Genomic DNA, 6,333 nt, shown 5'->3' with positions numbered 1-6,333 from the left:
AAAAGTTAAGGCTCGACAAGTGGGTGAAACCATGTATCGAGTACGTACCAGGCTGTTTTCCGACTATTTGAGTCAAGAATTAGCGAACCCCAGAATTACAGCAATTACCCTATAAGCGAAAGTCCTAACTATAATCAAAAACGAATTTCTTACTCAGCCAGGCTTCCGTACTTCCGGTTGATCAATTCAGCTACCAGTCCGGTCCAGCCGGTTTGGTGACTGGCTCCTACCCCACGACCGTTATCGCCATCGAAGTATTCATAGAACAGCACATAGTCGCGAAAGTTCGGGTCCTGATATTTAGGATGCTGGCCAAACGTGGCTCGTTTACCAGTTTTATCGGTTGTAAACAGGCTGATCAGTCGATTGGCGAGTTCGTGGGCTACGGCTTTCAGGGTAACTTGCCGCCCCGATCCAATGGGGTATTCGACCGTAAAACTGTCACCAAAATAGTCGTAGAATCGATCCAGACTTTCGATTAACAGGTAATTGGTGGGCATCCAGACAGGGCCACGCCAGTTACTATTGCCACCAAACATAGAACTATCGCTTTCGGCCGGGGTATAGGTTAGTCGGAACGTAGTATGATCCAGCGTAAACTCGTACGGATGGTCGCGATATACTTTCGACACGGCCCGAATGCCATGCGGACTCAGGAATTCGGTTTCATCCAGCACTTTTGCCAATAGCGCTTTCAGTCGGAATCCACGCAGTAAACTCAGTAACCTTGTCTCATCTTTTCCCTTTTCATCATACCGGGAAACCTGATGGTATAAATCCGGGCGATGGCTCTGAAACCAGATCATTCGTTTCAGAAAAGCTGGATTTGCTTTCATAAGCCCGTCATCCAGCACTTCCACGGCAAACATCGGAATAAGGCCCACCAGGGTGCGAACGCGCATCCGCTGAACACTGCCATCACTCAACCGAAGTTGATCATAAAAAAAGGCGTCTTCCTCATCCCACAACCCAACGCTATTCTGTCCCATGCTGGTCATAGCCCCGGCTATATACAGGAAGTGATCAAAAAACTTCGTAGCCAGTTCGTCATACACGGAATCTTTACGAGCTAGTTCGAGTGCCATACGCATCATATTCAGCGCATACATGGCCATCCAACTCGTACCATCGGCCTGCTCCAGATGACTCCCATCCGGAAAAATCGTGTTGCGATCGAAGACACCAATATTATCCAGCCCCAGGAATCCCCCTTCAAAGATGTTATTGCCCACTTCATCTTTACGGTTTACCCACCAGGTAAAGTTGAGCATGAGCTTATGAAAAATAGCTCGTAGAAAGGTCAGATCCTCCTCGCCGGGCGGTTTCCGTTCGAGTTCGAGGTGGTAAATACGCCAGGCGGCCCAGGCCTGTACGGGTGGATTCACATCCGAAAAATTCCACTCATAAGCGGGTAACTGCCCATTCGGATGCATAAACCACTCGTTGGTGAGCATCATGAGCTGCTGCTTGGCAAACCCAGGATCGATAACCGATAAGGTAACGCAATGAAAAGCCCAATCCCAGGCGGCATACCAGGGGTATTCCCACTTGTCGGGCATTGAAATTACACCCGCATTGATCAATTGCAGCCAGGTATGGTTACGGCCTTTCAGCCGTTCGGGCGGTGGTGGCGGATGATTTTCATCCCCAGCCAACCAGCGGCTAACATCGTAGTAATAATACTGCTTACTCCAGAGCATTCCCGCAAACGCCTGCCGCTGCACCAGTCGCTCATCGGCCGTTGCTTTGCCCGGATGGATATGGTCATAGAACTTATCGGCTTCGTGCTTTCGGGTAGCGACCAGTTCATCGAACCCATCGAAAGGAGCGGCCAATCCAGTACCCAAAGGCCCTGGTGCTTCCAGACGCAGCCGGATTATGGCGAAGTCATTCGGTTCGATTGACAGGTGATAATGGGCGGCAGCTTTAGTACCCGTATGCCCTGGATTGACCGTTGGCGCTCCATACATCAGGTGATCGTTTATTCCATCTTTCGGATAAGCAGCCCCATTATGGTTTTCATAAAGTCGGGCCTGGTTGGTTTCATTATCGCAAAAAAGCCATTCGGGTTGTCCTTCCGCATGCAGAACGTAATGCCCCAAATCCGAATCTTCAACCGACACGCAGTTATTAGGTTGTAAAACCAGCGATGGTCGGTAATTCGGTACGCCATCGGAGTCGTCGCCAAATATCCACGTATTCCGAAACCAGAGCGTTGGCAACAGGTGTAACTCAGCCGCTTCCGGGCCCCGGTTATAGACCGTCACCGTCATCAGTATATCCGTTGGACCAGCCTTGGCATACTCGACAAACACATCGAAATAACGATCGTCGTCAAAGATGCCGGTATCGAGTAGTTCAAATTCAGGGTCCAGGCGTGTCCGTCGACGGTTTTCGTCAATAAGTTGCTGATACGGAAAAGCCGCCTGTGGGTATTTATACAGCATCCGCTGGTACGAATGCGTCGGGGTATTATCGAGGTAATAATACAGTTCCTTCACATCCTCACCATGATTACCCTCACTATTGGTCAGCCCAAAGTAGCGCTCTTTCAGAATCGGGTCTTTCCCGTTCCATAAGGCCAGGGCCAGGCAAAGCTGCTGTTTATCGTCCGATATACCCGCAATACCCTCCTCTCCCCAGCGATAGGTATAGCTGCGAGCCATATCGTGGGTCGTATAATTCCAGGCATCACCATTGGCACTATAATCTTCCCGTACAGTTCCCCACTGACGGTCAGACACATACGGCCCCCATTGGCGCCAGGCCGGAGCTTCGAGTCGGTGTTGTTCGGTTGTCATTTAAAAGAGCGAATGAGTGAAAGAACGAAAGAGCGAATGAGCGAATGTCTCTGAGGAAACCGCTCTTTCACTCATTCACTCTTTCACTCTTTATTAATTATCCTCCCGTCGCGAATCCTTCAAAGACGGTCATGCCGCCGTCGATGAAGATGCTTGCTCCGGTGATATAATCAGACAGGTCAGAAGACAGAAAAACGGCGAGATTACCGATGTCCTGAGGCTGACCGATACGGTTATACGGAATTAAGGTCATCAGGCTGTTGAGGGCTTGCGGGGTTTCCCAGGCAGCCCGGTTGATAGGCGTTTGAATGGCGCCCGGGCAGATGCTGTTGACCCGAATTTTACGGTCGCCATACTCCTGCGCCAGCGACTGCATGAGCATTTTGATCCCCCCTTTTGAGGTCGCGTAATTGACATGCCCAGCCCAGGGAATCAATTCGTGTACCGAACTCATGCAAATAATCTTGCCCGTTGCCGCTGAAACTTCGGGGCGCGGTCCTCGACGCAAAAACTCTCGAATAGCTTCGCGGGCGCACAGGAACTGACCAGTCAGATTGACATTGATAACCGTATTCCATTGATCGAGGGTCATTTCATCGAACTTGGCATCTCGTTGCAATCCGGCATTATTGATTAGAATATCGACGGTACCATACGCGGCCACCACATCGGCAAACATCTTGATGACCTGCGCTTCCTGGCTTACATCACACTGAGCCAGCATTCCCTGGCCACCAGCATCGGTAATTTCTTTTAAGACTGCCTCCGCAGCCGGTTTGGTAGCTTCGACGGGGTAATTGACGACAACCTTAGCACCGGCCGCAGCTAATGATTTTGCTACCCCAGCCCCAATGCCACTGCTGGCACCGGTAATAATCGCGACTTGTCCTTTTAGTACTTGATCCATGAATGATAAACCGTATTTGTTTAACCAATAGCCATGCCGATTACAGTTGGGTTGACGACACAGCTTTTCCAGTAACCCGTAGAGTCGTTCTTACAGGGCTGAGCGGCCAAACTACAAACTATCAATGTCTGCTACCAGTTTGCCCAGGTATATTAAATGAATTTAATCTAACGGTTCCTTTAGGAAGCGGTCATTTACCGGCCGATCAGTATAAGCCATACCACAGTTGCCTTTCGCACGCCTATAAACCGTGGCATGGCTTTTTGCGAAAGTCCTATTCCCTCAAGTCTGGCGAAGGCAATCGGGCGTTAATTCAGCCAGCGATTTATGACCACTTAGGCAAAGTGTCAGTTCCAGATCGGCCAACAGATGCTGAAGGACGGTTTCAACACCAGTCTGTCCGCCTAAGGCTAATCCATATACATAGGGTCGGCCCAGACAAACGGCCTTTGCCCCTAACGCCAGTGCCTTCACAATATCGGCGCCACTTCGTATCCCACTATCGAGTAAAATCGGCACTTGTCCCTGCACAGCCGCCACCACACCGGGTAGTGCTTCGATGGTGCTGATGGCGCCATCCACCTGGCGACCACCATGATTGGAAACAATAATACCATCCATCCCATAATCAACGGCTTTGCGGGCATCGTCAGGATGCAGAATTCCTTTCAGCAGTATCGGCAGTTGAGTTTGCTGACGCAGAAAGGCCAGGTCATCCCAGGTGATGGTTGGGTTCGTATAAATGCTTGAAAACAATGAAACGGCCCCCATTACCCTACCTGATCGTAATTTTTGTAGAAACGAACCAGCCGGATACCGCCGAACGGCTCCAAAAAGATGACGTACCGTTCTCGTTGTAATGGCTGGACGAGTAGCGGGGGGCTGTTGAAGAAAATCGTCGAGCAGGCGCTGAAAAACCGGGTCGGAGGTATATTGAGCCAATCCTTTTCCGTGCAAAAAGGGTAGGTAACCAAGCGACAGGTCACGGGTTCGCCAACCCAGCATGGTTGTGTCGAGGGTCAGCACAATAGCCCGGCAACCAGAGGCTTCAGCCCGATTGACAAAACTGCTGACCAACTCCCGCGAACGACTCCAATAGAGTTGAAACAGGCGCATGGCATCACCCATAGCTGCCGAACAATCCTCCATCGGTACAGAAGCCTGATTTGAAAAAATAACAGGAATCTGCATGCGGGCGGCCGCCTTTGCCACAGCCAGATCGGCCTCAGCATGTACCATTTCCAGCACACCAATAGGAGCTAATACAATAGGCGACGGTAATTTCTGCCCCAGCAGGTCAATACTGAGATCAGGGTTTTCGACATTACGAAGCATGCGCGGCACCAATTGCCATCGCTCAAATCCTTTGCGGTTGGCTTGCACAGTTTGTTCCTGACCCGCTCCCCCGATGATATATGCAGCGGCTTCGGCCGACATACGTTGGCTGGCGGCCTGTTCGAGCTGGGTAAAATCGGGTGGAATTGTTGGGGCTTTTCCGGCAAAGCCATCCAGGTATATTTTTCGCTGCCAGTCGAGTGCTCGCATGGTTTTAAGGAATAGTTGAGCATAAATACCGCCTTTTCCATAAAAGGTCAACTACCTAATCCAAAAACGAGCATAATTTTTCAGTTAAAAATTTACATTATTTTAATAGACAAAAATAAGCATATCTAATTAACGCATAGGAAATCAATATCTTGAAAAAATACCAAAAATCACTAAATTGTACTATAATCATAAAAAGTATCGTCTCAATTGTAAAAAGTCCTATTATTTAGGAATATTAGAAAAATACAATTCATTAGTAATTTAGAGGGACTTTTTGTACTATTCCAACAAACACCCTATTTAACAAATAGCGTTTTGTACAAAAGAAAGAATATTCGTCCAAAAGAAGCCATATAACTATTTGCCTATTGCATTAAACCCAGTTGAGCCCCCAATTTTGTCACGGTTAAAACAAAATTTCAAACCAATGAAAAAATTCCGTTTATCAATTGCTGTACTCTTGTCAGTATGGAGTCTGGCAGGCATGGGAGATGTCAAAGCCGACAATGGTTCAGGAATGGGTGGTGTGAAAGTTGAGAAGTCCGAACAAAAGAAAGTACGTGTATATACAAAGCCTGGCGCTTCTGTTGACGTGGCTATCATCGATGCCGACGGGAACGTGTTGTATCAGGGCTTCATCGCTAAAAACGCTAAAGGTGCTACTTCGTTCAACTTGAACAACCTGCCCGATGGTCAGTATTTTCTGACAGCCGGTAACAGCGCCTGGTGGATGTCGCAGGGGATCACGATCAAATCAAACGCGTTATCAATTGACGAGCGTAACCTGCAACAGGTTGCTGAGCCTACGCTGACAGCTTACGAAAAGAACAAGTTTGAAGTCGTTCTGCCTGCCAAAAACGTCGATGCTTCTTCGGTTGCTATCTACGATACACAAAACGTTCTGGTTCAGACGGATTCGTTCAAGGGCGCGAGTCGCCGGTTCGATTTATCGAGCCTGCCCGATGGCGCTTATACGTTCGTTGTTGGCCCAAGCCAAAAGCAGTTCATTACGCGTGTTGACGTTCGGCACTAAGTCGTTCTTATTAGAGGTATTGACCCAACAGGTCAGAACATTAC

General features: G+C 48.9%; 4 protein-coding genes and 1 pseudogene. 2 read left to right on the top strand and 3 right to left on the bottom strand.

All coding sequences use genetic code 11. The features are described 5' to 3' along the window. Positions 1-115, top strand: a pseudogene (locus ACYVFD_RS04710) (IS701 family transposase); the annotation flags it as partial. 34 nt (positions 116-149) lie between these two features. On the opposite strand, the gene ACYVFD_RS04705 reads toward ACYVFD_RS04710, so the two are convergent. From ACYVFD_RS04705 to ACYVFD_RS04695, 3 genes are all read right to left on the bottom strand, one after another. Beyond that, a complete protein-coding gene (locus ACYVFD_RS04705) occupies positions 150-2,801 on the bottom strand; it encodes an MGH1-like glycoside hydrolase domain-containing protein (protein WP_461088597.1) in 2,652 nt (883 codons plus the stop codon). Between the two features lie 97 nt (positions 2,802-2,898). Then, entirely contained in the window at positions 2,899-3,708 is an 810-nt protein-coding gene (locus ACYVFD_RS04700; protein WP_461088596.1) for an SDR family oxidoreductase, read from the bottom strand. A 282-nt stretch (positions 3,709-3,990) separates the two neighbouring features. After that, on the bottom strand, positions 3,991-5,253 hold the full coding sequence (locus ACYVFD_RS04695) for a lactate 2-monooxygenase (protein ID WP_461088595.1): 1,263 nt from the start codon (positions 5,251-5,253) through the stop codon (positions 3,991-3,993). A 430-nt stretch (positions 5,254-5,683) separates the two neighbouring features. Here ACYVFD_RS04695 and ACYVFD_RS04690 point away from each other — a divergent pair, with 430 nt between their 5' ends. Further along, entirely contained in the window at positions 5,684-6,289 is a 606-nt protein-coding gene (locus tag ACYVFD_RS04690) for a T9SS C-terminal target domain-containing protein (protein WP_461088594.1), read from the top strand. Positions 6,290-6,333 lie beyond the last annotated feature (44 nt).

This window comes from Spirosoma gilvum (genome assembly GCF_054776815.1).
The sequence above is the reverse complement of the archived record's forward strand: the minus strand, read 5'-3'. Positions and strand labels throughout refer to the sequence as shown.